The 26,832-nt window shown below is 72.6% G+C and carries 26 protein-coding genes and 1 riboswitch; of the genes, 8 read left to right on the top strand and 18 right to left on the bottom strand.

The window, feature by feature from the left end; all coding sequences use genetic code 11:
- Positions 1-421: 421 nt before the first annotated feature.
- Positions 422-988 (bottom strand): molybdopterin-dependent oxidoreductase, encoded by a 567-nt coding sequence (locus Q8791_RS25000; protein ID WP_330094249.1) that lies wholly within the window; start codon positions 986-988, stop codon positions 422-424.
- Positions 989-1,460: 472 nt separating this feature from the next.
- Here Q8791_RS25000 and aroF point away from each other — a divergent pair, with 472 nt between their 5' ends.
- Entirely contained in the window at positions 1,461-2,507 is a 1,047-nt protein-coding gene (gene aroF / locus Q8791_RS24995) for a 3-deoxy-7-phosphoheptulonate synthase (protein WP_330094240.1), read from the top strand.
- A gap of 69 nt (positions 2,508-2,576) precedes the next feature.
- Here the strand turns inward: aroF and thiI are convergent, their stop codons facing one another.
- From thiI to thiO, 7 genes are all read right to left on the bottom strand, one after another.
- On the bottom strand, positions 2,577-3,866 hold the full coding sequence (thiI, locus tag Q8791_RS24990) for a tRNA uracil 4-sulfurtransferase ThiI (protein ID WP_330094239.1): 1,290 nt from the start codon (positions 3,864-3,866) through the stop codon (positions 2,577-2,579).
- A 416-nt stretch (positions 3,867-4,282) separates the two neighbouring features.
- A complete protein-coding gene (locus tag Q8791_RS24985) occupies positions 4,283-5,308 on the bottom strand; it encodes a 6-phosphofructokinase (RefSeq protein ID WP_330094238.1) in 1,026 nt (341 codons plus the stop codon).
- 162 nt (positions 5,309-5,470) lie between these two features.
- Positions 5,471-6,127: a response regulator transcription factor gene (locus Q8791_RS24980; RefSeq protein WP_330094237.1), complete on the bottom strand. Its 657-nt coding sequence runs from the start codon at positions 6,125-6,127 to the stop codon at positions 5,471-5,473.
- Positions 6,128-6,344: 217 nt separating this feature from the next.
- Positions 6,345-8,306 carry a Stk1 family PASTA domain-containing Ser/Thr kinase gene (gene pknB, locus Q8791_RS24975; RefSeq protein ID WP_330094236.1) on the bottom strand — a complete coding sequence of 654 codons (1,962 nt, stop codon included), beginning with the start codon at positions 8,304-8,306 and terminating at the stop codon, positions 6,345-6,347.
- Positions 8,307-8,831: 525 nt separating this feature from the next.
- Positions 8,832-9,608: a thiazole synthase gene (locus tag Q8791_RS24970; RefSeq protein ID WP_330094235.1), complete on the bottom strand. Its 777-nt coding sequence runs from the start codon at positions 9,606-9,608 to the stop codon at positions 8,832-8,834.
- 2 nt (positions 9,609-9,610) lie between these two features.
- Positions 9,611-9,826, bottom strand: a complete 216-nt coding sequence (thiS, locus tag Q8791_RS24965; RefSeq protein WP_330094234.1) for a sulfur carrier protein ThiS — start codon at positions 9,824-9,826, stop codon at positions 9,611-9,613.
- Between the two features lie 8 nt (positions 9,827-9,834).
- Entirely contained in the window at positions 9,835-11,043 is a 1,209-nt protein-coding gene (gene thiO / locus Q8791_RS24960; protein WP_330094248.1) for a glycine oxidase ThiO, read from the bottom strand.
- A 17-nt stretch (positions 11,044-11,060) separates the two neighbouring features.
- Positions 11,061-11,173, bottom strand: a riboswitch (TPP riboswitch).
- Between the two features lie 107 nt (positions 11,174-11,280).
- On the opposite strand from thiO, the gene Q8791_RS24955 reads away from it, so the two are divergent.
- Positions 11,281-11,658, top strand: coding sequence for an Rv2175c family DNA-binding protein (locus tag Q8791_RS24955; RefSeq protein WP_330094233.1), 378 nt, complete (start codon positions 11,281-11,283; stop codon positions 11,656-11,658).
- 194 nt (positions 11,659-11,852) lie between these two features.
- The gene (gene thiE, locus Q8791_RS24950; RefSeq protein WP_330094232.1) at positions 11,853-12,521 is read left to right on the top strand and encodes a thiamine phosphate synthase; all 669 of its coding nucleotides are present in this window, start codon (positions 11,853-11,855) and stop codon (positions 12,519-12,521) included.
- A 166-nt stretch (positions 12,522-12,687) separates the two neighbouring features.
- Here the strand turns inward: thiE and Q8791_RS24945 are convergent, their stop codons facing one another.
- The 5 genes from Q8791_RS24945 to Q8791_RS24925 all read right to left on the bottom strand — a co-directional run bounded on the left by Q8791_RS24945 (position 12,688) and on the right by Q8791_RS24925 (position 17,571).
- Entirely contained in the window at positions 12,688-13,245 is a 558-nt protein-coding gene (locus tag Q8791_RS24945) for a zinc-binding dehydrogenase (RefSeq protein ID WP_330094231.1), read from the bottom strand.
- A 404-nt stretch (positions 13,246-13,649) separates the two neighbouring features.
- Positions 13,650-14,708, bottom strand: a complete 1,059-nt coding sequence (locus Q8791_RS24940) for a DUF6924 domain-containing protein (RefSeq protein WP_330094230.1) — start codon at positions 14,706-14,708, stop codon at positions 13,650-13,652.
- 209 nt (positions 14,709-14,917) lie between these two features.
- A complete protein-coding gene (locus tag Q8791_RS24935) occupies positions 14,918-15,361 on the bottom strand; it encodes a nuclear transport factor 2 family protein (protein WP_330094229.1) in 444 nt (147 codons plus the stop codon).
- Positions 15,362-15,897: 536 nt separating this feature from the next.
- Positions 15,898-16,950 (bottom strand): Gfo/Idh/MocA family protein, encoded by a 1,053-nt coding sequence (locus Q8791_RS24930; protein ID WP_330094228.1) that lies wholly within the window; start codon positions 16,948-16,950, stop codon positions 15,898-15,900.
- A gap of 435 nt (positions 16,951-17,385) precedes the next feature.
- Positions 17,386-17,571, bottom strand: coding sequence for a site-specific integrase (locus Q8791_RS24925; protein ID WP_330094227.1), 186 nt, complete (start codon positions 17,569-17,571; stop codon positions 17,386-17,388).
- 184 nt (positions 17,572-17,755) lie between these two features.
- Here Q8791_RS24925 and Q8791_RS24920 point away from each other — a divergent pair, with 184 nt between their 5' ends.
- Together Q8791_RS24920 and Q8791_RS24915 are read left to right on the top strand one after the other, a co-directional pair.
- Complete coding sequence (locus Q8791_RS24920; RefSeq protein ID WP_330094226.1) at positions 17,756-18,343, top strand: SRPBCC family protein; 588 nt, start codon at positions 17,756-17,758, stop codon at positions 18,341-18,343.
- On the top strand, positions 18,340-18,771 hold the full coding sequence (locus tag Q8791_RS24915) for a hypothetical protein (protein WP_330094225.1): 432 nt from the start codon (positions 18,340-18,342) through the stop codon (positions 18,769-18,771). The genes Q8791_RS24920 and Q8791_RS24915 overlap by 4 nt, the downstream gene beginning before the upstream one ends.
- Here the strand turns inward: Q8791_RS24915 and Q8791_RS24910 are convergent.
- The 3 genes from Q8791_RS24910 to Q8791_RS24900 all read right to left on the bottom strand — a co-directional run bounded on the left by Q8791_RS24910 (position 18,702) and on the right by Q8791_RS24900 (position 22,225).
- On the bottom strand, positions 18,702-19,595 hold the full coding sequence (locus Q8791_RS24910) for an SDR family oxidoreductase (RefSeq protein ID WP_330094224.1): 894 nt from the start codon (positions 19,593-19,595) through the stop codon (positions 18,702-18,704). The genes Q8791_RS24915 and Q8791_RS24910 overlap by 70 nt on opposite strands.
- Before the next feature lie 68 nt (positions 19,596-19,663).
- Positions 19,664-21,022: a DUF418 domain-containing protein gene (locus Q8791_RS24905; protein ID WP_330094223.1), complete on the bottom strand. Its 1,359-nt coding sequence runs from the start codon at positions 21,020-21,022 to the stop codon at positions 19,664-19,666.
- A gap of 111 nt (positions 21,023-21,133) precedes the next feature.
- Positions 21,134-22,225, bottom strand: coding sequence for a polyprenyl synthetase family protein (locus tag Q8791_RS24900; RefSeq protein WP_330094222.1), 1,092 nt, complete (start codon positions 22,223-22,225; stop codon positions 21,134-21,136).
- A 158-nt stretch (positions 22,226-22,383) separates the two neighbouring features.
- Between Q8791_RS24900 and metF the strand changes: the two genes are divergently transcribed.
- Positions 22,384-23,313, top strand: a complete 930-nt coding sequence (metF, locus tag Q8791_RS24895; RefSeq protein WP_330094247.1) for a methylenetetrahydrofolate reductase [NAD(P)H] — start codon at positions 22,384-22,386, stop codon at positions 23,311-23,313.
- Here the strand turns inward: metF and Q8791_RS24890 are convergent.
- Positions 23,225-23,839: a GNAT family N-acetyltransferase gene (locus Q8791_RS24890; protein ID WP_330094221.1), complete on the bottom strand. Its 615-nt coding sequence runs from the start codon at positions 23,837-23,839 to the stop codon at positions 23,225-23,227. The two genes, metF and Q8791_RS24890, sit on opposite strands and share 89 nt — an antisense overlap.
- Before the next feature lie 271 nt (positions 23,840-24,110).
- On the bottom strand, positions 24,111-24,605 hold the full coding sequence (bldD, locus tag Q8791_RS24885; protein WP_013154123.1) for a transcriptional regulator BldD: 495 nt from the start codon (positions 24,603-24,605) through the stop codon (positions 24,111-24,113).
- Between the two features lie 499 nt (positions 24,606-25,104).
- On the opposite strand from bldD, the gene pyrR reads away from it, so the two are divergent.
- Entirely contained in the window at positions 25,105-25,788 is a 684-nt protein-coding gene (gene pyrR / locus Q8791_RS24880) for a bifunctional pyr operon transcriptional regulator/uracil phosphoribosyltransferase PyrR (protein WP_407942051.1), read from the top strand.
- The gene (locus tag Q8791_RS24875; RefSeq protein ID WP_330094246.1) at positions 25,788-26,696 is read left to right on the top strand and encodes an aspartate carbamoyltransferase catalytic subunit; all 909 of its coding nucleotides are present in this window, start codon (positions 25,788-25,790) and stop codon (positions 26,694-26,696) included. Before pyrR ends, Q8791_RS24875 begins: the two co-directional genes overlap by 1 nt.
- Positions 26,697-26,832 lie beyond the last annotated feature (136 nt).

The following is a 26,832-nucleotide window of genomic DNA, read 5'->3' as shown; positions in this document are numbered from 1 at the left end:
GGTTGATCATCAGCGTCTCGACAGCGCACATGATCACGCGAAGGCCGTCGTTGTGTCCGGGGAACAGGGAAGCCCGTGACCGGGATGTTGTGCGGTCACGGGCCTGGTGTTAAACGCCAAGCTAGGGAGTGTTTTTCAGGAGACTTCCGGGTCGGCGAGCGGCCGTCCAGGCGATCTCTCGCAAGACGATGTGCGACGTTCAGCCTGGTTGTGCTTCACGAGCGCAGAGACACAGCGGGAGGAAGCCTGGCGGACGCGAGCCCGGAAGGATTCAAAAAACCTAGGCGCGCGGTCGGCTTCCGGGCCTGCGCCGGCCTCCCGGCGCACTCCCCCGGGGGGCGCGGAGTTCGGTCCGGAGGACACCGGCCCGGGAGGACACGCCGAACACGGCCCGGGCCCTGCCGGGGTGAGCGCCCCGGGCCTACAGGGGAGGCCCGTGCCCCGGCTCCTCCTGGTAGGAGAACCGCTGCTCGCTCCACGGGTCGGCGCGGTTGTGGTAGCCGCGCTCCTCCCAGAACCCCCGCCGGTCCGCGGTCATGTACTCCACGGCGCGCAGCCACTTCACGCTCTTCCACCCGTACAGGTGGGGGACCACGAGCCGCAGCGGGAACCCGTGCTCGGGGGCGAGGGGCTCCCCGTCGCGGTGGGTGGCGAGGAGGACCCGTTCGGAGAGGAAGTCGTCCAGGCGCAGGTTGGCGCTGTACCCGTACTCGCCCCAGGCCATCACGTGTGTCACCTCGGGAGCCGGGGGAGCGGCGTCGACCAGGTCGAGGGCGCGCACCCCGCCCCAGGGGACGCCGGGGACGCTGAACCGCATCACGCAGTGGAAGTCGCTCACGGAGTCGGTGCGCGGCAGCGTCCCGAACTCCTCCCACGTCCACCGGTAGGAGCCCAGGGTCTCGGTCGCGCCCATGACCCGGAAGTCCCACCTGTGCGGCCGGAAGTCCGGGACGGGCCCGTAGTGCAGCGGCTTGTGCTCGTACCGCACGGCCTGCCCCGGGGGGAGTCCGGGCCGCCCGACACGCCGGGCGCGGTCCACCCCGGCATCCCCGTCGCCCCCGTCCGCTCTCTCGGACAACACGTCCCCCGCTCGTCTCGCTCCGGCCGACCGGCCCTGGCAGTACGCCCGCGCCGACAGGCCGGGCGTGTCCCCCGCCGGGACCTCCCTGTCCCGTCCACCGCGGGGAAACGCGGCATCCGGCCATCCTGCCAGGCCCGGCGAGAGCCAGGTCACTCACCCCGTGTGTGCCGGCGCGCGAGATCCGTGCGCTATAGTCGCAGCCATGCAGCGAAACTTCTGGCGCTTTTATGGCTACCGGCCCGATACCCCGGTCGCCTGTAAAGCGCTGCGCTGACACAGACGACTTGAGCCCCGGGCCGGTAGAGCCCGGGGTTTTTTCGTGTCCCGGGCGGCTCCCGGTCCGGCCACGCCCACCGACAAGCAGCTAGGGACAACCCACATGGTCATCGTGATGGCGCCGGACGCCACTTCCGACAACATCGACGCCCTCGTCGAACTGGTCACCTCCTCCGGAGGCGAGGCCTACGTGACCCGAGGGGTCAGCCGTACGATCATCGGCCTGGTCGGGGACGTCGAGCGGTTCCAGGACCTGGGCCTGGCCGCGCGGCCCGGGGTCAGCGACGTCCTGCGGATCTCCGCCCCGTACAAGCTGGTGAGCCGTGAGAACCACGACAGCCGCAGCGTCGTCAGCGTCCGGGGTGTGCCGATCGGCGGGGACAACGTCACCGTCATCGCCGGGCCGTGCGCCGTCGAGACCCCCGAGCAGACCCTCGAGGCCGCCAGGATGGCGCTCGCGGCGGGCGCCTCGCTGCTCCGCGGCGGTGCGTACAAGCCGCGCACCTCGCCGTACGCCTTCCAGGGGCTGGGCGAGGCGGGCCTGAAGATCCTCGCGGACGTCCGCGAGGAGACCGGTCTGCCGGTCGTCACCGAGGTGGTGGACGCAGCCGACGTCGAGCTCGTCGCCTCCTACGCCGACATGCTCCAGATCGGCACCCGCAACATGCAGAACTTCGCCCTGCTGCAGGCCGCCGGCGACGCGGGCAAGCCCGTCATGCTCAAGCGGGGGATGAGCGCCACCATCGAGGAGTGGTTGATGGCCGCCGAGTACATCGCCCAGCAGGGCAACCTCGACATCGTCCTGTGCGAGCGCGGCATCCGCACCTTCGAGAAGGCCACCCGCAACACGCTGGACATCAGCGCGGTCCCGGTCGCCCAGAACCTGTCGCACCTGCCGGTGATCGTCGACCCGTCCCACTCGGGCGGCAAGCGCGAGCTGGTGCTCCCGCTGTCCCGCGCGGCCGTCGCGGTCGGCGCCGACGGCGTCATCGTGGACGTGCACCCGCACCCGGAGGAGGCCCTGTGCGACGGGCCGCAGGCCCTCCTCGAGGAGGACCTGGCCGAGCTGCGCGACCTGGCGGGCACCCTCGCCGCCCTGAGCGGACGCGCCCTCACCCCGGCGCCCGGCCGAGAGCTCGCCGGCCTCTGAGGGACGACGGAACGGCGCCGCCCCGACCACACGGGACGTGGTCGGGGCGGCGCCGTGTCGGGGCCCGTGTCAGGCGCGGGCGGCGGCGGGCTTGCTCGCGCCGTCCAGACGCCGGGGGGCGGCGTCGCCGAGGAAGCTCGGCTTGTGCACCTGGGCCGTGGTGACCAGGTGCTCGACCAGCTCCTCCGCGTCCAGGCGCTTCTCGATCTGGCGCAGGTCGGGGATCTTGGCGGCCGTCTCGACCTGACGCGGCGTCAGCATGGTGCAGCAGTCCTCGTCGGGCAGCTCCGAGATGGCCAGGGTCCCGATCCTGCGGGCCTGGTCCATGATCTCGGTCTTGTCCATCCCCACGAGGGGGCGCAGGATCGGCAGGTCGACAGCGTCGTCCAGCGCGGTGAGGTTGGTCATGGTCTGGCTGGAGACCTGGCCGAGGGCGTCACCGGTGACCAGGCACTCCGCGCCGAGGTCGTCCGCGAGGGCCTCCGCGGTCTTGAGCATCAGGCGCCGCTGGGCGACGATCTGGAGCCGTTCGATGCCGGAGCTCTTCAGCTGCTGCTGGGCCTTGCCGAAGGGGATCACGAACAGGCGCGAACCCACCTGGTAGCGGTCCAGCTGGCGGACCAGGCTGTAGGCCTTGTAGATGGACTCGGGGCCGGTGAACGGCATCCCGGAGAAGTGCAGGAAGTCGACCTTCAGCCCGCGCCGGATCATCCGGTGGGCCGCCACGGGGGAGTCGATCCCGCCGGACATCAGCACCAGTCCGCGCCCGCTCATCCCCGCGGGCAGGCCGCCCTGGCCGGGGATGCCGTCGGTGAACACGAACGCCTCGTCCTTGTCCACCTCGACGTACAGGGTGTTGTCGGGCCGCTTCAGGTTCACCGCGTAGCCGTGCGCCTCGATGATCTTGGAGCCCAGGTAGCCCGCCAGCTCGGACGACGTCATCTCGAAGCGCTTGTCGCGACGGCGGGCGCGCACCGCGAAGGTGCCCTGGCGGCCGGCGAGGGAGCGCACGCCGATGTCGGTGATGGAGTCCAGGTCCTTGGCCACCCGGCGGACCAGGTGCACCCACACCACGCCCATGACGTTGGCCATGCGGTCGGCGATCTCGGCGACCTCCAGGTCGGAGGCGCCGGGCTTGCGGACGATGATGACGCCCGCGCCGCGCTGCGACAGGCGGATGTCGCCCAGGTCGCGCACGGAGGAGCGGATGTTGTTGTGGAGCCGCCGCTCGAACAGCTTGCGGTTGGAGCCCTTGAGGACGATCTCGCCGAGCTTCATGAGCACGCAGAGCTCGCCCAGCCCGGCGTCGGCTCCTACCTCGGTGACGGGGAGCGGCGCGGACTCAAGCGACGCGGACATGGTGCTACCTCCGGTGAATACCTACGGCCCGGTACGAGGTGGGAGCGTCGGCGATGGAACCGGGTGCCCAGCGCCGCCCTCCAGTATCGAACATCCTCTCGACCGCTCGAACCGTTTTCGGTCGGGCTGGGAGGGCATGCGGCGGTAAACACAGCGGTGTGGCGGTGTCGTCCGTCCGGTGGGGGTCTTCGCCGGTGCGCCCGCGGGAGGGGGACCGGACGCGGGTGCGCCCCCTCCCCTGGGAGCTGGGAAGGGGGCGCACACCGGTCCGCTGTCGGCTCACGTGGCCGTCGGCCGACGGGACCGGTGTGTCCGGGAGACACCGGAGGTCCGTGTTCCGACGGCTCCGGCCCGTGTCCGGGTCGCTCCCGGAACTCGCGGCTGTACTGTTCTCGGACCCGGCCCGATGGGCGGTCCTAGCCGAAGAAGACCTCGGCCTCCTGGTAGCGCTCGGCGGGCACCGTCTTGAGGGTGTCGGTGGCCTCGGCCAGGTCGACGCGGACGATGGCGGTGCCCTGGAGGCCGACCATCTTGCCGAACGACTTGTCGTGCACGGCGTCGATGGCGTTCACGCCCAGGCGGGTGGCCAGCACCCGGTCGAACGCGGTGGGGGTGCCGCCGCGCTGCACGTGCCCCAGGACCACCGAGCGCGCCTCCTTGCCGGTGCGCTTCTCGATCTCCTCGGCGAGGCGCTGGCCGATGCCGCCCAGGCGGACGTGGCCGAAGGAGTCGGTCTCGCCGGTGGCGAGCTCCATCTGGCCTTCCTTGGGGTGCGCGCCCTCGGCGACGACGATGATCGGCGCGTACTGGGTCTGGAACCGGCTCTCGACGTGCTTGACGACGTCGTCGATGTCGAAGGGGCGCTCCGGGATGAGGATGACGTTGGCGCCGGCGGCCATGCCCGAGTGCAGGGCGATCCAGCCCGCGTGGCGTCCCATGACCTCCACGACGAGGGCGCGGTGGTGCGACTCGGCGGTGGTGTGCAGGCGGTCGATCGCCTCCATGGCGATGTTCACGGCCGTGTCGAAACCGAAGGTGTAGTCGGTCGCGTTGAGGTCGTTGTCGATGGTCTTGGGCACGCCCACGACGTTGACCCCGCGGTCGTGCAGCTGGCGGGCCACACCCAGGGTGTCCTCGCCGCCGATGGCGACCAGCGCGTCGACGCCGAGCGCGGCCATGTTGTCCTTGACGCGCTCGACACCGCCCTCGATCTTCATCAGGTTGGTGCGGGACGAGCCCAGGATGGTGCCGCCGCGCGGAAGGATGCCGCGCACGGACTCCACGTTCAACGGAACGGTGTCGCCCTCGAGGGGTCCGCGCCACCCGTCCCGGAAGCCGATGAACTCGTACCCGTAGTCCTTGATGCCCTTGCGGACCACGGCGCGGATGACCGCGTTCAGACCAGGGCAGTCTCCGCCACCGGTCAGCACCCCGACTCGCATACGGATTCTCCTCGACGTTGTGTTGTCACGGCGCTGGGCGCCATATGGTCTAGACCATAGTGGCCTCGGCTCCCCGGGGCCAACCCGGGGAGGTGAACGGCGCCCCGACCCCTGCGCAGCGGGCCTGGGAGCGCGACCGGAACCGTGCGGGAACCCTGTCCGCTACTCGTCCAGTCCCTGGTCGATGGCGTACCGGACGAGCTCCACCCGGTTGTGCAGGTGCAGCTTGGTGAGGGTGTTCTGCACGTGGTTCTGCACGGTGCGGTGGGAGATCGTCAGGCGCTGCGCGATCTGCTTGTAGGCCAGCCCCTTGGCGACCAGGCGGAGCACCTCCGTCTCGCGCGGTGTCAGTGCGGGCGCCCGCGGTTCGCGGGCGCGGTCGGCCGACGACAGCCTGCGGTACTCGCCCAGCACGAGCCCGGCCAGCCCCGGGGTGTACACGGCCTCACCGGTGTGCACGCGGCGCACCGCGTCCAGCAGTTCCTCGCGTCCCGCCGACTTGACCAGGTAGCCGGTCGCCCCGGCCTTGACGGCCGCGAGAACGTCGTCGCCGGCCCCGCTCGCGGACAGGACGAGTACCTGCGGGGGTTCCGGCAGCGCGACCAGGCCCGCCGTCAGCTCGACCCCGGTCATGTCCGGCAGGTGCAGGTCCACCACCGCCAGGGTGGGGCGCGCGGCGGGGGCGATGCGCAGCGCCTTGGCGCCGTCGCCCGCCGTCCCCACCACGTCGAGCCCGGCCTCGCCCAGGTCGCGCGCGACCGCCTCGCGCCACATCGGGTGGTCGTCCACCACCAGTACCCGGATCTCCTCGGTCGCCATGGAGGCGACCCTATCCCGACCGGACCCGTCGCGTGTCGGTCGGCCGGGGGGCCGGGTCCGCGGCCCCGACCGGAGCGGAGGGGCGCGGTCCCCGGCGGGAGGGCCCGCCGCCCGCCGTTCCGCCGACCCGCGGAACGGGTGAGGGGCGCGGGGCCGACCCCGGCCCGCACGCCCCCCACCCGCTCCGCGCCCCCGGGCCACCGGGCGCGCGGACACGTCAGTCGTCGTCCTCGATGTCCCCGAAGTCGATGCCGCCCGGGGTCGCGGTGATCGTGATCTCCGTGCCCTCCGGCGCCTTGCCCGTGTGCGACTGGTGCGACACCACCCGGCCGCCGAGGATCCGCTCGACCTCCACGTCGAACCCGGCGTCCTCCAGTTCGTCCTTGGCGTCCCGCACCGACATGCCGACCACGTCGGGGATCGTGATGCCCGGGGGGCCCGTCGAGACGGTCAGGGTGACCTCGCCGTTGGCGCCCACGCTGGCGCCGTTGTCCGGGCTCTGCCGGATCACCACGCCCTCGTCGACGTCCTCGCTCTCCTCCTCGACCACCTTGACGCTGAGGTCCAGGTCCTCCAGGGTCGCCTCGGCGGCGGACTGCTCCTGGCCCACCACGGCCGGAACGGAGATGCTCCGGCTGACGGTGATCGTGACGGTGCTCTCGCGGTCGGCCTCCGCGCCCGCCTCCGGGTCGGTGGAGATCACCTCGCCGGGCGGGACGTCCTCGTCGTTGACGTCCACCTGTTCGAGGTTGTCCGGGGAGAAACCGAGGTCCTCCATCGCCGCGAGGGCGTTCGCGGAGTCCTCGCCCGTCAGGTCGGGCATGGTCACGTTCTGCGGGCCCTGGGAGACGTACACGGTCACCTCGTCCCCGGGTGAGAGCCGCTCGCCGGATTCGGGGTCGGTCCGCCCGACGGTGCCCGCGTCGGCGTCGCTGTAGACGGGCTCCTCGGAGAGCGTGTAGACCAGGCCCTCGTCGAGGATGGCCTCCCGCGCTGCCTCGGGGCTCGCGCCCACCACGTCCGGGACGTTCTCGAACCGCCCGACGAGGAACCACCAGCCCGCGAGGAGCACCACCAGGGCCAGGACCGCCGCGCCGACGCCGATCAGCAGCTTGCGGCGCCGCCCGCCGTCGCCGTCACGGTAGTCGTCGTACTCGTCGTCGTAGTCGTCGTCACGCAGGCCCGCGCTGTTCATGTCCACGACCATGGTGGCGTTCTCGGTGCCCGGACCGGCCCCGCCCGCGATGAGCTGGGGGGCGGTGACGGACGCCGTCGCCGCGGTCGGCGCCACGGGTGCGAGCGGCGCCTCGCCGCCCGCGGGCGAGGCGGGCAACCGCTGGAGGACCTGCAACACCTTGGCGAGGTACTGGCCCGCGTTGCTCGGACGGTAGCGGGGGTCGCGCTCGGTGGCCTTGGTGACCAGCGCGTCCACCTCGGGCGGAAGCCCCGGAAGGAAGTGCGAGGGCCGGGGCACGTCCTCGTTGACGTGCTGGTAGGCGATCGCGATGGGCGTCTCGCCGGTGTGCGGCTGGCCGCCGGTCAGCAGCTCGTAGAACATGATGCCGGCCGCGTAGACGTCGCTGCGGGCGTCGGCGACGCCCTTCTCGATCTGCTCCGGCGCCAGGTAGGCGGCGGTGCCCATGAGGGTGCCGGTACGGGTGAGGCCCTGGTTGGACTGCTCCACGGCGCGCGCCAGACCGAAGTCGGCGACCTTGACCCGGCCGTCCTCGGTGAGGAGGACGTTCTCGGGTTTGACGTCGCGGTGGACCATGCCCGCCTGGTGGGCGGCGCCCAGCGCGGCGAGGACCGACGCCATGACGTTCAGGGTCTCGCGCGGGGACAGGCGGCCGCGGGCCTTGAGGAGGTCGCGCAGTGTGCGGCCGGGCACGTACTCCATCGCCAGGAACACGTGTCCCTGGTCCTCCCCCTGGTCGAAGACCTGGACGACGTTGGGGTGGGAGAGCTTGGCGACGGAGTGGGCCTCGTTGATGAAGCGCTGGACGAAGGTGGGGTCCTGCGCCAGTGACGGGTGCATCACCTTCAACGCCAGGCGCCGGTCCAGCCTCAGGTCGTGGGCGACGTAGACGGTCGCCATCCCGCCTCCGGCGATCCTGGACTCGACGAAGTAGCGTCGGTCGAGGGTCGCGCCTACGAGCGGGTCGGAAGTCGTCATGTCCACGGCGGAGTAGTGTCCTTGCTGCGGGGAGCGCGGGCTGTCGCGGTTGGTGGCGCGTACCCGGCACCGGGTGTCGAACCGACACGATAGCGGAAGCCCACACCAGGTCTGCCCCGCGGTTCGCGGTCGCGTCGCGCCCCACCGCCCTCGGTGGCGGGCGTTCGCGCCTGGGTCATCGGCGAGCGTGCGGTGCCCTCCGTCGGGCCGCACACCCATCCCACGGTAGGGGACGGCACCAAACGTCCCGGTGCGGGCGCCCCGGACCTCCCCCGCCGGGTGCCCGCGACCCTCCCGGACCGGCGTCGGGACCGCCCGGCCCCGAGGCCTTCCCGCGTCCTGCACCGCCCGGCCGCACCGTCACGGGTGGGGTCGGTCACCGCTGGGGGAACACGCGCCCCACCCTTTCGGGAGGGGCCGCCGACAGATGTCCCCGCCCCCGGGACGGGGACCCCGGGAGCCGGCCGCCCGGGTACCGCTGCGGCGGGGCCGACCGGGCGCGCGGACGGCCCCGGGGACCGTGACGGGGCCCTACTCCACGGCGGGGGACGACGCGAGGGCGTGCCGCCGCACCGGGATGCGCCCGGCCAGGCGGGCGTTCCTGCCCGCCCTGACCGCGTCGCGCATCGCGGAGGCCATGCGCACGGGGTCCTGTGCGCGGGTGACGGCGGTGGCCAGCAGAACCGCGTCGCAGCCCAGCTCCATCGCGAGGGCGGCGTCGCTGGCGGTGCCGATCCCCGCGTCCACGATCACGGGGACCCCCGCCCCCTCCACGATCAGCTCCAGGTTGTGCGGGTTGCGGATGCCCAGGCCGGAGCCGATCGGTGCGGCCAGGGGCATCACCGCCGCGCACCCCAGCTGCTCCAGGCGCCGGGCCAGGACCGGGTCGTCGTTGGTGTACGGCAGGACGGTGAACCCCTCGTCCACCAGCTGCTCGGCGGCGTCCAGCAGCTCCACCGGGTCGGGCAGCAGCGTGTGCTCGTCCGCCACGACCTCCAGCTTCACCCAGTCGGTGCCCAGGGCCTCCCTGCCCAGCCGGGCGGTGCGCACCGCGTCGGCCGCCGTGAAGCATCCGGCGGTGTTGGGCAGCGCGCGAATGCCGTTCCGGGTCAGGACGTCCCACACCGACCCCTGGGAACCGGGGGAGACCCGGCGCATCGCCACCGTGGTCAGCTCCGTCCCGGAGGTGACCAGGGCCTCCTCCAGGACGTCCAGGGACGGCGCCCCGCCGGTGCCGGTGATCAACCGGGAGCCGAAGGCGGTGCCGGCGATGACGAGCGGGTCCTCGATCTGTCCGTGTCCGGTCATGCTCACCCTCCCTGGACGGCGGTGAGGACGTCCACGCGGTCCCCCGCGCCCAGCGCGCCGGCCGCCCACGCGGCCCGGCGCACCACCTCGTCGTTGACGGCCACGGCGATGCCGCCGGGGATCGTGCCGCCGCCCGGCGCGGTCAGGTCGCGGACGACCGCCTCCACGGTGGTGCCGTCGGCGAACTCGCGGGGGTCGCCGTTGATGATGAGTTCCACTGCCTCTCCTACTCCCACGTCGTCGTGTGCGCCCCGCCGGCCGCCCGGTCCGCGGCGAACCTGCGCGCGTACTCCGGCAGGGCGCCGGTGGTGAGGGCGCGCGCCATGGCCTCGCCGGTGACCGGGGTCAGCAGAACCCCGTGCCGGAAGTGCCCCGCGGCCAGGTGCAGACCGGGGACCCGGGTCGGCCCCAGCAGGGGTTCGTTGTCGGGCGAGCCGGGGCGCAGGCCCACACAGGTCTCGGTGACCTCCAGCTCGGTCACCCCCGGGACGAGCTCCCGGGCGTCCCTGAGGACCTGCCAGAGCCCGCCCGCGGTGAGCGAGGTGTCGTATCCCAGTTCCTCCTGGGTGGCACCGATGATCACCTCTCCGTCGGCGCGCGGCACCAGGTAGGTCGTGAAGCCCCGCACCAGGCCGCGGACCGTCCGGTTGACGAGGGGCGCCTCGCCGGCGGGCACGCGGGCGCGCAGGAGCTGTCCTTTGACCGGGCGCAGCGGCGGCACCACCGGTTCCGGCACCGCGACGCGGTCGCCCCAGCAACCGGCGGCCAGGACGACCTGGTGGGCGGGCAGGACCCGGCCGTCGGCGAGGCGGACGCCCAGACGGGAGCCGTCGGGGCCGGGGGCCACGACCTCCTCGGCCCGCTGCGCGATCTCCGTGACGCCCGCGCGCCCGCCCGCGACGGCCAGGGCCCGCAGCAGCAGCCGGGGGTCCACGGAGTGGTCGTCGGGGGCGAGGACGCCGCCGCGCACGGACGGGGCCAGCACGGGCTCCAGGCGGCGGCACTCGCGGCTCGTCAGGCGTTCGGTGGCGATGCCCAGGCGTTCCTGGAGCCTGTGCAGGTCGGTGAGGACGGCCATGTCGTCGCGGTCGAAGGCGACCAGGAGCGTTCCGGTGGTGCGGTAGCCCACGCCGACCCCGCTCGCCTCCTCCAGTTCGGCGACGAACCCGGGGTACATGCCCGCGGAGCGGACACCGAACTCCATGAGGGGTTCCTCGCCGAACACCGCCTCGGTGGCGGGGGTGAGCATGCCCGCCGCGACGGTGGAGGCGGCGCGGGCCCCGGCGGGGTCGGTCACCGGGTCGGGCTCGACCAGGGTGACGCGGAGGCCGTGCTGGGCGGCCCGCCAGGCGGTGACCCGCCCGACGAGGCCGCCGCCGACCACGACGACGGTCTGTTCCTGCCGCGCCTCGGAGCCGCCATTGGTAGGACGAATCGTTCGGTCCGGTGTGCGCACGTCGCTGATTCCACTCCCTTCGCCGGCATGACCCGGATCAGGTTCGTGCGGTCGGAGGCTCACAGCCTCCCTCTCAGCCGGGTCTCACCCGGCTCCCGCGGGATGTGCAGAGGTCTGTCCCCATTCTAGAACCTCCTCCGGGGGCGGGCGGCAGTGGTGGGGATCTCCACGGCGTGCGGCCCCGCGCGCGTCGGATGGTGCCCGGGTCCCGCACGGATGTGGCAGATTGGGGGGGTGACACAAAGCGACATCGACATCGACACGCTGGTCGGCGAATGGCTGACCCTCAAGGAGGCGGCCGCGCCGCTCGGCGTGAGTCCCAACCGGATCAAGACCCTGATCCGCGAGAACCGCATGATGGGTGTGGTCCGCGGAGGGCAGCTGTCCGTCCCCGCCGCCTTCATCGACGGCGACGACCTCGTCAAGGGGCTGCCCGGCACCCTGGTGCTGCTGACCGACGCGGGCTTCTCCACGGAGGAAGCGCTGCGCTGGCTGTTCAGCCACGACGACACCCTGCCGGGCACGCCCATCCAGGCGATGCGCGAGAACCGGGGGACCGAGGTGCGCCGCCGCGCCCAGGGACTGGCCTTCTAGGGGCGCCGGACTCCTCGGGAGGAGGCGCGCCGCCGCGCCGCCTCCCCGGAGCGTGTCCGGTGCGCCCCGTGAACGGCCCCTCCGGTGGCCGGAGAGGCGCGGGCCCTCGCACGGCGAAACCGCCCGCCACGGGAACCCGGACACACCCCCCGGCCCGGCGCCCGTCCGGGCCCGCACGCCTTAGGGTGGGCGGGGTGAGGACCAGCCACGGAACCAGCCTGCGCAAGCGCCTGGACGCATCCCTTCTGTACCTGTGCACCGACGCCCGGACCGAGCGCGGCGATCTCGCCGAGTTCACGGACGCGGCCTTGGCCGGGGGAGTGGACATCGTCCAGCTCCGGGACAAGGGGTTGGAGGCCCGCGAGGAGATCGCGGCCCTGGAGGTGATGCGGGAGGCCTGTGAGCGGCACGGAGCCCTGCTCGCGGTGAACGACCGCGCCGACATCGCCCGTGCCGTGCGCGCCGACGTGCTGCACCTGGGACAGCGCGACCTGCCGGTGCCCATGGCCCGCGACATCATCGGGGCGGACCCGGTCATCGGGCGCTCCAACAACGACGTCGCCGCCGCGACCGCCTCCTCCGAGGAGGAGGGGAGCGACTACTTCTGCGTCGGCCCCACCTGGGCCACCCCCACCAAGCCTGGACGCCCGGCTGCGGGGCTGTCCCTGGTGGAGCGGGCCGCCTCCCTCGGCACGGACCGCCCGTGGTTCGCCATCGGGGGGATCGACGCGACCAACATCGACGCGGTGATGGAGGCGGGCGCCCGCCGGGTGGTGGTCGTGCGCGCCATCACCGAGGCCGAGGACCCGCGCGCGGCCGCGGCCGCGCTGCGCGAGCGCCTGACCGCCCGTACCGGGACCTGAGCGGAGCCGGCCCCGGCCCGGCCCGCACACCGCCCCGGGCCCCGTGCCCGCCGCCGTGCTCGCGCGGGCCGTGGGCCGGCGTCGTCACGAGACCCCCTGCGCCGCGGGCGCCCGTGAGGCGGGGTTCCCGCGGGCCGGCCGGGTTCCGGCCGGGTCGGCCCAGGACTCACGGCACCAGGAGGACCTTGCCCAGGGCCCGGCGCTCCTCCAGGGCCCTGTGGGCCTCCTCTGCCCGCTCCAGGGGCACCGTCAGTCCCACATGCGGGACCACCCGTCCGGTGCGGGCCGGTTCGAGGATCCGGTGCACGGCCCCGTTCGGCTCCCCGTGGCAGCCGTCCTCCAGGTCGACCAGGCCGAGGACCTCGATCCCGCGCCGTCCGGCCTCATGCGGGTCGACCTCCGAGAAGCGTCCGCCTGCGGAGCCGTGGCCGCGGAAGCGCCCGCCGTCGGCCAGGGCGCCGAACGCCGCCTCGCCGAGGTCCCCCGCCACTGCCGTCCAGGACCACGTCGACCCCCGGCCGCCGGTGGCCTCGCGCACCCGTTCCACCCACCCGGGCGCCGAGTAGTCCACGGTCACCTCCGCCCCCGACGCGCGGGCGAACGCGAGCTTCTCCGGCCCGCGGGCCGCGCCCACCACCCGGGCCCCGTCCGCTAGGGCCAGCTGGAGGGCGAACCAAGTACGCCGGAAAGCGGCAACGGTCGGCTGACCGCGGCCCCGGCACACCAACACCGGGGTGACTCACCGCGACGGACGCCCTCGTTCTTGATGGTCCTGCCGCGACGCCCTCGGCGCCGCTATCCCGGGGTTATCTGCGGCAGCGCCGCCCCGCCGCTGTTCCGAGCAGCGGTTCTTCGAGCCAAGTGCTGGATGACCCCCGGTGGTTATCCGCGATACCGGCCCGCTGGAGCCCGTGGCGCACGATCCTGTTCCGTTGTTCCTCACGCCCCGTCTCGGGCTCGGGTCTTGTCCTCATCGGCGGTACGTCAATCCAGGCTGACGGATCTGGACACGAAGCAGCCCCCGCGCAACGTCGCGCGGGGGCCGTCGTGATCTCGCCGTGGCCTCGGGTGGGGTCTACCGCCAAATCCTGGAGCAATCCTCCTCGCCCACGAATACCGATGACTCGATCACCAGCCCCGCCAGGATCGCCTCTCGCTCTCCGTGATGACCGCCGGCCCGTCCGGCGAGCCCTGATTCATCCAGTCCGAGATGTCGTTGTTGCCGACGAAGAGGTTGGCCACCATGCTCCGCACCTCGTCCCGGGGCAGGCGGAAGGACCACCCGACGTTGTCCTCCAGGGGCACGACCAGGACGGTGCGGTCGGAGCCGCCCATGGAGGCTCGGTCGGCGATCACCACCACCTCCGTGCCCGGCTCCTCCTCGTCCTCGCTTTGGCGGACGGCCGCCATCACCTGTTCCGGGGTGGCCCCCGCGAAGGCAGGGTCGTCCACGATCTGCACGTAGGGGATGTAGTCCTCGGGGGTCTCGACATGGGGGTCGAGGCGGTCCGCGTCCTCCGCGAGCGCGGCCCAGGCGCGGTCGTCGCTGAAGTCGGTGCGCACGAGCAGCCCCGAGTTGTTCTGGGTGATCACGGGCAGGGGCGCGGCGGGCGGCTGGTAGCGGGGCGGGCGGGCCGCCGTCTCCAGGACATCGCCCATCAAGTCGGGGGAGCCGTCCAACCAGTCCTCGTAGGACTCGCCGGGTTCGAGTTCGACCTCGGCGGCGCCGCAATCCTTGTGGTGATCCAGGGTGTCCTCGATGCTGGAGCGGTGCATGACCAGGTAGGTCATGGCCGCCTGGCGAGGCGTGACGCGGAAACGGTAGAGGTCGTCGTCGCTGGGGAGGAAGGCCATGAGCGGGCGCAGGGCGGGATCACCGGTGGTGCCGTGGTCGGCGATCAGGACCAGGTCGGGAACCCAAGCGCCCTCGCCGCTCAGGGCCTGGGACACCTGCGCGGGGACGGCGCCCCGCCAGGCGGGGTCCTGGGCCACGAGCAGGCGCCGGGGGATGGGCCCCTGCGCCGGGGGCAGGGGCTGCCCGGGGGTGTGGGCGACCATGCCGGGCAGTTCGCCCATACGGACGAGCACGTCGTTCCAGGTGGTGTCGTCGCAGTCGCCGCGGATCAGCAGTGCGCCGGGCACGCGCTCGGTCTCGTCGTGGGGCGGCGGGGGCAGGGCGGGGTACATCAGGGGGCCTCTTCACAGTCGCGGTGTGCGGTCCGTCCCGTTGTACCGGTCGAACACGACAAACCGGCGCCGCCACGGGATCGCGGGCAGGCAGGGGCCTCCGGGGAGGATCCTTCCAGGATTGAGCGGCAGGCCCCCGTTCAACGGGGGTACGCGCGGCCCTCACCTGCCCGGTCTGCCACTGGTCGCCGAGGTGGGCGCGCAGCTGTTCACTGGTCTTCGGCAGTGAATGCCTGGGCAACGGCCAGACTGTCCTCGTAGACGTGGTGTCTGGTGACCAAGCCGTCTTCGAAGGTGAGGTGCATAGCGAACCGCGCACGATACGCACGTCCGGTGGACCGAGCGGTCTGGCGAATCTCCCCAAGCACAACCACGTCATTCCCGTCGATGAGGACGCGTTCGACCTCAGTCGCCGCCTGCTCTGGCACGTGGTACTCGGCAAGTTCACGATAGTGGGCGCCCGCGTCAGCCCGTGTGGACCGATGGCGGATCCAGGGCGTGGCGGTACGACCGTGCTCGGCCTCCGGCCAGCTCAGCTTCCAATCGCCCCTCTCGGCGTACAGCTCGGCGATGCGCTCGGGGTCGCCCTCGCCAATCCTGCGCAGTAACTCCTCAACCAAGGTCTGTGTGTTCGTAGGTGTGGCTATGGACATGGCCGGCCCTTTCGTTCTGCGTGCTGCTCACGCGGGAAGATCACCAATCTAGACCGCAGGGAGGCCCCCTCAGGGGCCGGAGGTCTTCCGGCTGATTCGCCCCCGGTGACCTGCCCCGCGCAGGGCGTTGCGCTGCTGACGGCCGGCGGCCCGCGCGGCGGGGCCCCGGGACCCTCGGTGGTGCAGGTGCTTGCGCGCTACTCCTGGCGGGCGCGGCGCGTCTGGGCCGCGCGCCGGTCCGCGACCCCACGTGTGGAGCGATCCCCTCCCAGATGGCGCGCCCTGCCGGGCGGTGTCCACGAGCCGCGGCTCCACCGCCTCCGTCCAGGCGCGCAGCTCCCGCGCAGGGGTGAGCGCGGCCAGCGCCTCCTCAGCGGTGGTCGCCTCCCGACCCAGGCCGCCGCGGTGTGCGGTCAGCGCGCTCTCGACCATCACGCTCAGGCCAGGGCCGGGCTCGCTGCCGCGCGAACCGCTGAGGCGCCCCGAGCCGAGTAGGGGGGCGAAGGAGGCCGGCCAGCTGACAGGTCCGAAGAGACTCACCCCGGATCGGGAACGGGGACGGGGACCGACCCCCGTGCCAGGGAGTGTGCTCCGGCCACCCCCACCAGGGATGCCACCACGGCCTCGCGCACCCCGGTGGCCGGAGGCGCCCCCAGTTCGACCGTGTCCCGGAAGGCCCTGAGTAGCAGCACCGTGCCCTCGGCGCCCCGGCCCACGGGCTCGCCGCCTGTGAGCGTCCCGTCCAGGTGCGGCGGAACGCGCACCTCCTCCCTGGCGCGGCCGTCGGCGTGGGTCCACCCCTCGGTGCGCACCCGCACGGACCAGGCCCGGTCGCCCTGGGCCCGGACCGACTCGACCAGACCCCGCTCACCGCGCACCGACACCCAGCTCCAGTGGCTGTCGGGCTCGCCCTGGAGGAAGCCGTTGCGGGTGATGGCCAGCGCGCCCGTGGACAGGCGTACCGCCATGACGCTGGCCTGACGGGGCGCGGCGGTGTCGACGGTGAGGGCCGTGACCTCCACGGGACGCGCTCCGGTGAGGGCCAGGATCGGGGAGAGCGAGTGGGTGCAGTAGGCGGTGGGGGCGATGGTCCCCCGCCAGTGCCCCGGATCGCCGATGAGACCGTCGACCCCCTCTGGCGACATGCCGTGCAGGTAGTCGGCCTCGATGAGGGTGACACGGCCAATCTCGGGCAGCGCCTCGCGGATCAGGCGTACGTGCGGCAGCAGCACGTAGTTCTCGGCGAGGGAGTAGGTCGCGCTGGAGCGGTCTGCCGCCTCGACCAGCAGGCGGCCCTGTTCCTCGTCCGCGCAGGCGACGGTCTCGGACAGTACGTGCACGCCGTGGTCGAGGAAGGTGACGGCCAGGGGTGCGTGCTCGTCGAAGTCGTTGGCCAGGATCACGCCGTCCAGGCCCGCGTCCAGCAGGTCACGCCAGTCGCTCACCCGCCGTGCGTTCGGCAGTACTTCACCCGCCTTGGACAGCGAGGCCGGGTTTCGGTCGCACACCGCCTCGACCCTGATCCCGAGCCGCTCGCACCAGGTCGCCAGGTGCAGGCCCATCCCCAGTCCCACCACTCCCACGCGCATGGGGTGATTATGGCGACCGGGCTCAAGGGGCCACAACCGATTTGTGTGGTGTGCGGCCGCCGACCCGGCGCGGGCTGTGCCGCTCCTCGGGCGGTCGGTGGTGACAGGTTCGGGGGCATGGGCGAGCACCTCCCGCACGGCCGCCGGGGGCGGGCGTCCCGGGTCGTGTACGAAACCGACGACGAGCCCGCCTCGCCTGGTTCTTCCGGGGGTGGCTGCCGGCCGATGCCGACGACCCCGAGGAGCGCCTGCGCGAGCACCTGGCCGGCGTCGAGGTGGCCCTGCCCCCGGACGGGCTGCCCGACTGGTGGAGCGACGCCGACGGCCAGTACCCGGTGCTGCGCGTCCTCGCGCACTGGCAGGCCACCGAGGGGGACGGCACGGGGGGTTGAGGAACATCGGAACAGGATCCGGCGCTCAGGCTCCCCGGCCTGTTCACCGGTCGGTGGTGAGGGCGTCCAGGGCGCGGGTCTTGTCGGCCTCGCTCGGCAGGGTGTAGCGGCGGGTGGTGTTCACATCGGCGTGGCCCATCAGCTCGGCGACCAGGACCACGCCGACCGGTGCGGCGGCCACCTCACCGCCGCCGCGGACGAGGTCGGTGCCGAAGGTGTGGCGCAGCACGTGCGGGCCGAAGGATTCGCCGCCCCTCCGCGGGGCCGATCCCGGCCGCGGCGCCCAGGGCGCACACGATCGTGTTCGCGGCCCGGGTGGACAACGCGCCGCCGTCGCGGTTGCGGATGAGCGGCCCGGCGGTGGGGCGGCCGAGTGCGTCGAGCAGTTCCTCGAAGGTGGTGCGGGCCTGGGCGTGCAGGGGCACGAGACCTACGACCGCTACGGGGCCAGCCTCCACACGGAGCGGCTCGCCGCGGAGGAGCCGGGGTGGGCCGACGGCCGTTCGTTCAGCTTCCGCCGGTCGCTGACGGGGCGCCCCGAGCTGGTGTGGCGCCACTTGACCGAGCCCTCCCTGCTCGCCCGATGGTGGACGCCCCACGACCTCCGCGTATCTGAGCTCGTCTTCGAGGCGCGAGAAGGCGGGCGGATCGTCCAGGAGTACCGCGATGTCGAAGACGCCGACGGCTCCGACCTGGTCGCCGGGCGCGCGGAGGGAGTCGTCGACGACGTCCGCCCTGGTGAGCGCCTCGCCTACCGGCTCTCCCCGCAGCTTCCCGACGGCGGCCTCGCCTTCACCGCCCACGTCGCCCTCGACCTGCGGCCCACCGGGACCGGCACGGACCTCGACGTCCACTGGCGGATCACCGACAGCACCGTCGACTCCGCTGACTTCATCGCAGGCATCGAGATCGGCTTCGGCCAGAGCCTCGACAAGCTCGCAGTGACCCTCGCCGCAGACCCGCACGACACCGACAGCACCGACGCAAGGAGCACGCAATGACTGACTCGACCGGACGCAGAGTGACCGCGAACCTGAGCCTCTCCCTCGACGGGCGTTACCACGGTCCTGGCGGGCCCAGCGACTTCAGCATGTTCGCGCCGTATGTGACCTCCGAGGTCGCGCGGGGCCAACTCACCCGCATCTGGGAGGGCGCGACGACGGTGCTGCTCGGCCGGATCAACGCCGAGGGATTCCTGAGCTACTGGCCGACGGTCGCCGAGGACGAGAACGCCGATCCGCGCGACCGCGGCTACGCAAAGTGGCTGGTGGACACGGAGGTCAAGTCGGGGCGCGGGGAGAACCCGGGACACGACGGAACCGCCGTGCGCGGGGCACGGCGGTGGCGGGGCCGGCGGGATCAGACGGCGACGTGCGACAGGGCGCTCGGATGGCGCCGGAGGAAGCCCTCGATGGACTGGGCCGGATGACCGGTCAGCTTCGGCACCGTCGGCGCGACCTCGTCGAGTTCCCCGGCGGCGATGGCCGCGTACGACGACGCCCACCCCTCGACGGCCCACTCCGGGGCGCCGCTGGGGCGGCGCGACTCCAGCGCCTCCTCCCAGGTCTCCGGGACGTACCGGACGGAGCGGCCGGTGAGCGTGCCCAGCTTGTCCACCGTCGCGCCCAGGGACAGGGCCTCCGGCCCGGTGACGTCGTAGGTCGTGTTCTCCGAGCCGAGCGCGGTCACCGGGTCGGTCAGCACGGCCGTCGCCACGTCCGCCACGTCGTCCCGGGACACCCACGCGACCCGGCCGTCGCCGGCCGGGCCGCGTACCACGCCGTCGCCGCCCACCCACGCGGGCAGCAGGTCCAGGTACAGGCTGGGTCTCAGGAACGTGTACGGCACCCCCGTCGACCTGATGTGGGCCTCGGTGTAGAAGTGCGTACGCGCGAACGTGAACGTCGCGGCCGGACCCGCCCCCAGGAAGGACAGGTAGACGATCCGGGCCACCCCCGCGCGGACCGCCCCGTCCACCGCGCTCAGGTGGACGTCCATCCGGTCCTCCGACTCGGTCGCCGAGACCAGGAACAGCGTGTCCACACCCCGGCAGGCCCGCTCGAAGCCGACGGTGTCCTCGTAGGCCGCCATCACCGCGCTGCTTCCCGGGTACTCCGGCGCCCGGTTGATGTCGCGTACGACGAGGCGCTGCGCCAGTCCGAGCCGTGCGATCCGGGCGGCGACCCGCCCGCCCAGTGCCCCGGTCGCCCCGGTCACACCTATGGTGTGGTTTGTCATGTGATCGTCGCCCATGACACCCCATCCTGAGGTACGAGGGCGTGCCGGGCACTCATCGGCACGCGGCTTTTTGCGCCTTCGGGTCAGGGGGTGGTGCGCTCTTGGCCCATTCCCTCGCCGGGGGCCGTCAGAGGGCCTCCGCCGCCGTCCGCGGAGGGTGCCCCCGGGGACTCCGGCGGAGCGGTCGCCTCCGGGGCCGGAGCCCCCGCCGCGGGCTCCCGGGTGGTCCGCCGGTAGGCCAGGCGGCGCAGCAGTACCTCGGCCGGGCCGCGCCTGCCCGCGCGCTCCAGCGCGTACGCGCCGACCACGGTCGTCAGCCACACCCCGACCGCGAAAAGGAACATCGACCACGGCGACAGGTACGCCGCGACGCCCAGGCCCCAGGCGGTCAGGACCGGCGCGCACAGGACCGACTGGGCGAGGTACGCAGACAGCGACCGCTTGCCGGTCGCGCTCAGGGCGGTCACCACCACGCCGGGGGACCGGTCCCCCGCCTGGATCCGGTGCGCGACCAGGGCGATCAGCGCCACGTAGCCGACACCGCAGGCCAGGCCGGTCACCATGTGGGGCAGGGACAGCATGGCCCCCTGCGCGGCGGAGAGGTCCCAGGCCCCGACCTGGACCAGCGCGGACGGGAGGCCGCCCAGCCAGCCCAGGGAGATGCCGACGACGGCGGTCCGGCGGAGCAGGACCAGGTGGTGGCCGGGCTCCTCCAGGATCCGGCGGCGCGCCGCCCAGTAGCCGAGCAGGATCGCCGCGGGCACGGCCATGCCGAGCAGGCCCTGACCGAACACGAGGAGCGGCCACACCGACAGGCGCCCGATCGCGGCGCCCAGGATCGAGGGGTTGCCGATGTTGAAGGCCATGTCGTCCATGCCCGGCCCCTCCATCGCGGGCTGGTCCGCGGGCATGAGCGCCAGGCCGACCAGGCTGGCGGCCGACAGCAGCAGCATCAGGCCGGTCAGGACCCCGGCCCACACCAGCAGGGTGGTGTCCCTGCGGCGGAGGAACAGCCAGCCCAGGAGCAGGCCGGCCAGCCCGTAGGCGCCCAGGACGTCGCCCATCCAGAGCAGCAGCGCGTGCACGAGCCCGAACACGAGCAGCCACAGGTTGCGGCGGCGCAGCAGCCCGGCGACGTCCTTCACGGAGGCTCCCGCGGCCTCCTGCCGCCGGGCGAGCTGCACCATGCCGTAGCCGAACAGGAACGTGAACATCGGGTAGCTGCGCCCGTCCACCGCCACGATCGTGAAGAACTGCGCCACCGAGTCCAGCGCGCCCTCCGGCTCCGGGTGCGCACTCAGGCCGCCCATGGGAGCGGCCCACAGGTACCAGACCGTGTTGGCGAGCGCGATGAACAGGAGCATGAACCCGCGCGCCAGGTCGGGGGCCAGTGCGCGCTCACCCGCGTCGGTCGGGCCGCGTGAGACGGTGCGCAGAGACATGGGAGGCCTTCCGGTCGCGATATATCTCCTGACGATTCAACCGGAGGACGAAGTCGGGCACAACGTACTTTCGTGGTGGGAGAACCCTGGAATTCCCCTGAGGGGGCGGGCTCAGTGGGTCCGGGCGGTCGCCGCGACCACCAGGGCCCGCAGCGGCTCACGGGCACCGGCGTCGAGCTCGGGGCTCTCCAGGGCCGCGACGGCCTGCGCCGCGTACTCCTCGATGAGCTCCTCGCAGGCCCGCAGCGCCCCCGAGCCCTCGATCAGCCCGCACATCCACTCGACCGCGTCCGCCGACAGGTCCGGGTCGCCCAGCAGCGAGGTGAAGTGCGCGGCGTCGGCCGCGCCGGTGCGGGCCAGTGTCTCGGCGACGATCAGCGTCCGCTTGCCCTCGCGCAGGTCGTCGCCCGCGGGCTTGCCCGTCGTGGAAGGGTCGCCGAACACGCCGAGGACGTCGTCGCGCAGCTGGAAGGCGACACCCAGCGGGATGCCGTAGTCGGTGTACACCCCCGCCAGCTCCTCGTAGCGGCCCGCCAGCGCCGCGCCCAGGTGCAGCGGGCGCTCCACCGTGTACTTGGCGGCCTTGTACCGCATCACGCGCAGGGCGGCCTCACGGGTGCTCGTGCTGCGCACCTGCTCCAGGGTGTCCAGGTACTGACCGGCCATCACCTCGGTGCGCATCGCGTCGAAGGGGCGCCGCCCCTCCTGCAACACCTCCGGGGGGAACCCGCTGGCCTGGTACATCTCGTCCGACCAGACCAGGCACAGGTCGCCGATGAGGATCGCCGCCCCCCGGCCGAACCCGTCGCCGTCGCCGCTCCAGCCCTGGTCGGCGTGCAGCCCGGCCAGGCGCTTGTGGGTGGCGGGCAGTCCGCGCCGGGTGTCGCTGTTGTCGATCACGTCGTCGTGGATGAGCGCGCACGCCTGGAGGTACTCCAGGGAGGCCGCCGCCCGGACCACGCGCTCGTCGTCGGCCGGCCCCCCGGCGCCCCGCCACCCCCAGTAGCAGAAGGTCGGGCGCAGGCGCTTGCCCCCGGAGAGCATCGCCTCCAGGGCGTCCATGGCGGGAGCCAGCTCCTCGCCGATCCCCAGGACGAGCTCGCGGTGCGCGGCACCGAACCCGGCCAGCTCGCGGTCCACCGCGGGGCGGACCACGAAGACGGACGAGGAGGGTGCGGAAGTGGAAGAAGAGGAAGGGGCCATGTCCTGCACGTTATCGGCTGACCGGAGCAGGCTCACCCCGGTTCGGCGGACGGGGCCTGTGGGCTCGGTCGCCGGTCTCACACAGTGGGATGCCGCTCCCGGTCCGTGAGTGCTGTTCGCCTAAGCTGGTGTACATGCTGGCAGCACCGACACGCCCCGTGGCGCCCCGAAGCCCGGCCCCCAGGCCGCGTCATATCCGCGAACTCCTCAACGCGGGCGAGCCGATGTTCTCCTTCGAGTTCTTCCCACCGCGCACGCCCCAGTCGCAGGAGCGGCTGTGGCGTGCGATCCGGGAGATCGAGGCACTCGGCCCGTCCTTCGTCTCGGTCACCTACGGCGCGGGCGGCAGCACGCGCGGGCTGACCGTGGAGACGACCGAACGCATCGCCACCGACACCACGCTGATGCCGGTGGCTCACATGACGCTCGTCGACCACTCCGTCGCCGAACTGCGCCACCTCATCGGGCGCTTCGCCGACGCGGGGGTCTGCAACATGCTCGCCGTGCGCGGTGACCCGCCCGGCGACCCCGACGGCGAGTGGGTCAGCCACCCCGAGGGGCTGACCTACACCGAGGAACTGGTCCGCCTCCTCAAGGAAAGCGGCGACTTCTGCGTGGGCGTGGCCGCGTTCCCGTACAAGCACCCGCGCTCGGCCGACGTGGAGACCGACACCGACCACTTCGTGCGCAAGTGCGAGGCCGGCGCCGACTACGCCATCACCCAGATGTTCTTCGACCCCGAGGACTACCTGCGCCTGCGCGACCGCGTGGAGGCGCGGGGGTGCGACGTGCCGATCATCCCCGAGGTGTTCCCGGTGGTCCGCGCGTCGTTCATCCCGCGCTCGGAGAAGCTCTCCGGCGCCCCGTTCCCGCGTGAGCTCGCGGAGCGGTTCGAGGCCTTCGGCGACGACGCCGAGGCGGTGCGCGCCTTCGGCATCGAGCACGCCCAGCGCATGTGCGAGCGGCTCCTCGACGAGGGCGCGCCCGGCATCCACTTCATCACCTCGAACCAGTCCACGGCCACCAGGGAGATCTTCCGTGAGGTCGCGGGCCGCCGGGGTCCGTCAGGGGCAGACGCGCGGCCATGATCGAGAAGGGCTGATCGGGGCTGCCGGGGAAGGAGAAGTCCTCCAGCAGCTCGGTGAACCCGCACGAGCGGTAGAGGTGGCGCGCCGCCGACGGCCCCGTCCGCGTGGACAGGACGGCGGTGCGCTCGCCCCGCCCCTCGCACAGGGCGTGGAGCACGGCCCGCCCCACGCCCTGGTTCTGTGCGTCGGGGTGGACGTGCACCTCGGCGATCTCCAGGGGGTCGGCGAGGTAGCGGCGCGCGTGCCGTGCCCGTCCGCGGGCGTGCAGCCCCTCGGCCACCGTGTCGTGCCACCACTGCCCCCGCACGCCGTGGAAGCCGTAGGCGAAGCCGACGGGGCGCCCCTCCCGGAGCGCGACGACGGCGCGGAAGCCGGGGTAGTAGGCGTGGCTGTTCATGACGGAGGCGCGGCCCGGAAGCTGCTCGGGCGGCGGGCGCATGGCTGCCTCGTACACCCGGAGCAGGGCGGGGACGGCGTGCGTGAACGCCGGCGGGGCCAGTTCACGCAACTCGGTATCGGCTGCCACAGCCCGATTTTAGGGCACGGGACGCCGACGCGTCGTCCGCGGGAGGTCCCTTGACGGGCCCGGCGGGCTGAGGTTAACTGGTCTCTATCGAACAGGAGTTCGATAACTTCCGCCGGGTTCGCCCGGCGGAGGCCGGCGCGGCCGGGTTGGGGAGGGGAAGCCCCACGCCCGGCCGCGCCGTTTCGCCGTCTCCTGACGCGACGAGAACCGGCGCCCCGTACGGGGCGCCGGTTCTCGTCGAGCGGGTGCGACCTTCGGGTTCCTGCTGTTCCTAGAAGGCGTCGACAGCGCGGCGCGCCTCGGGGTCCAGCACGCCCCAGTTGATCAGCTCCTCGGTGAGGTCGCCGGGCGACTTGTCGTAGATGACCGCGAGTGAACGCAGGTCCTCCTGGCGAATGGACAGCACGCGCCCGTTGTAGTCGCCGCGCTGGCTCTGGATGGTGGCGACGTAGCGGGAGAGCGGACCGGCCTTCTCCTGGGGGAGCTGCTGCATGCGCTCCAGGTCGATGACCAGCTTGGGTGTCGGGCCCAGGGGGGTCGGTGCGGCGCCGCCCGGCAGCAGCTCCGACATGGGGACCCCGTAGAAGTCGGCCAGTTCGGCCAGCTTCTGGACGGTGACGGCGCGGTCGCCGCGCTCGTAGGAGCCGACGACGACGGCCTTCCAGCGTCCGTGGGACTTCTCCTCCACCCCGTGCAGGGACAGGCCCTGCTGGGTGCGGATGGCACGCAGTCGCGCACCGAGGGACTTGGCGTATTCGGATGGCATGTTCTTGTCGCTCCCGGCCGTGACGGTGGCTGGCGAGGTGGGGGGACGTCCGCTCGTACTCGGCGAGCCGCCTGCGCGGCCCAGCGGATGGTCACGGGGTGCAACCCCACCCGATAGTGGTTACAGACAGTGACGGTAGGGCGGTCTGCCCCCCAGGTCAAGCCGTTGGTGTGAAACGCGACTAATCGGTGGCCAAACCGTGCGTAAGTGAGACTCCTCTCATGTCCGGACGGATCGTGTCGAGTGGGTCGTCTTGATGGTCCACAAAGCCCGTTCCTGCAGGGAATTTCACCTTTCAACCATTCTGTGGCCGTATCCACTGAGTGGCGATATGACTACTCTTGAGTGGTTAGAGGCGCCCTTGCTGTGTGACGAGAGTCACACTCCATGCTCGCGGCTGTGGGCGGCCCCTCGGGGGGTCGCGATCGTCGCTGGTAGCGTGGGCCCGATCGACATCCTTTAACGACCTGTTCTGTGAGGCAGGGAAGGGGTCACTACTTTGCGTGTTCAAAAACCGACGAAAAGTGACGCCGGGGGCGACCCCGAGCCGTCACCCGAGGTGCCCGAAGGCACCCGCGCCGTCCTCGACGGCAACGAGATCAACCGGGCGCTGACCCGCATCGCCCACGAGGTGCTCGAACGCACCAAGGGCGGCCAGGACGTCACCCTCCTGGGCATCCCCTCCCGCGGAGTCCCGCTGGCCAGGCGACTGGCGCAGCGCATCGAACGCGTCGAGGACCTCGCCGTCCCCGTCGGCTCGCTCGACATCACGATGTACCGCGACGACCTGCGGTCGGCCCCCGTGCGGGCCCTCGGCAGGACCGAGATCCCCAACGGCGGACTCGACGACCGCGTCATCGTCCTCGTGGACGACGTCCTCTTCTCCGGCCGGACCGTGCGCGCCGCCCTCGACGCCCTCGGCGACCTCGGAAGGCCCCGCGCGGTCCAGCTCGCCGTCCTCGTCGACCGGGGCCACCGCGAACTGCCCATCCGCGCCGACTACGTGGGCAAGAACCTGCCCACGTCCCTGCGCGAGAACGTCACCGTGCGCCTGGACGAGACCGACGGGCACGACGCGGTCCTGCTCGGCCCCTCCCGCCCGACGGCCGCCACCGCCCGCGACGGGGGCCTCCGGCCCGGGCCCTCCAGATCGCGCCCCGGCACCACCGAGGGGAACGCATGATGCGCCACCTGCTCTCCACCGGAGACCTCACCCGCGACGAGGCCACCCTCGTCCTGGACACCGCGGCGGAGCTCGCCCAGGTCGGCGACCGCTCCGTCAAGAAGCTGCCCACCCTGCGCGGACGCACCGTGGTCAACCTCTTCTACGAGGACTCCACGCGCACCCGCACCTCCTTCGAGCTCGCGGCCAAGCGCCTGTCCGCCGACGTCATCAACTTCTCGGCCAAGGGCTCCAGCGTCTCCAAGGGCGAGAGCCTCAAGGACACCGCGCTGACCCTCCAGGCCATGGGCGCCGACGCCGTCGTGATCCGCCACAGCGCCTCCGGCGCCGCCCACCGACTCGCCAACTGGGTGGACGGATCCGTCCTCAACGCGGGGGACGGCACCCACGAACACCCCACCCAGGCCCTGCTGGACGCGTACACGATGCGCGACCGGCTCGGGCGCCTGGACGGCCTGCGCGTGGCCATCGTCGGCGACATCCTGCACAGCCGCGTGGCCCGTTCCAACGTCCTGCTGCTCACCACCCTGGGCGCCCACGTCACCCTCGTCGCGCCGCCCACCCTGCTGCCCGTCTCGGTGCACACCTGGACGTGCGAGGTCTCCTACGACCTCGACGACGTCCTGCCCAAGTCCGACGTCGTGATGATGCTGCGCGTGCAGGCCGAGCGCATGCGCGACTCGTTCTTCCCGTCCGTGCGCGAGTACAGCCGCAACTACGGCCTGGACGGCGAACGCCTGGCCCGGATGCCCGAGAACGCCATCGTCATGCACCCCGGGCCGATGGTCCGCGGCATGGAGATCGCGGCCGAGGTCGCCGACTCACCCCGGTGCACCGTCACCGAACAGGTCGCCAACGGCGTCAGCCTGCGCATGGCCGTGCTCTACCTGCTGCTCGGCGGCTCCTAGCCCGCCCCGCCCCGCGGGCCGGAGCCCTCGGGGCCCGGAACCCCGGCGGGGCCAGAAACCGCCCCGCGCGGTGAGCGCCCGTCCCCCGGCGCCCGCGCCAACCACGCCTCCACCTGAGAACACGAGGAAGTCACCA

The organism is Nocardiopsis codii (genome assembly GCF_036327455.1).
In the GTDB taxonomy this organism is placed as follows: domain Bacteria; phylum Actinomycetota; class Actinomycetes; order Streptosporangiales; family Streptosporangiaceae; genus Nocardiopsis; species Nocardiopsis codii.
The sequence above is the reverse complement of the archived record's forward strand: the minus strand, read 5'-3'. Positions and strand labels throughout refer to the sequence as shown.